Source organism: Kitasatospora sp. NPDC059088 (assembly GCF_042738155.1).
Taxonomy (GTDB): Bacteria; Actinomycetota; Actinomycetes; order Streptomycetales; family Streptomycetaceae; genus Kitasatospora.
The window spans coordinates 3,041-3,301 of the sequence record NZ_JBHYGR010000272.1 but is presented as its reverse complement, the minus strand read 5'-3'; the positions used below and the strand labels follow the sequence as shown (position 1 = coordinate 3,301).

Sequence of the window (261 nt, the reverse complement as noted above, 5' to 3'; positions counted from 1 at the left end):
AGCCGCGCTTGCGCGGGCCCGTCCTGGCCCGAGGCCGAGCCGTCGCGGCCTCGGGCTCGCCCAGGCTCGCGGCCCGGACGGCCTCCATGGCGGCCACCTCGTTCGGCACCCGGGTACGGGCGCCCAGGCCGAGGATGCCGCCCTCCTCGTTGGCGTCCGCGACCACGGTCGCGATCTCCCACAGGAGGTCCCGGTACCCGGCGAGCTCGTCCGGCGCCCCCGCGGGCGCGCTCCCGGCGGCCGGGCGGGGTCCGCGCCAGC

At 80.8% G+C, this 261-nt stretch carries 1 protein-coding gene; it reads right to left on the bottom strand.

Annotated features, from left to right (window positions below):
- Positions 1–261 (bottom strand): hypothetical protein (locus tag ACFWXO_RS45185; protein WP_380533053.1); only part of this gene is annotated, 261 nt, incomplete at both ends.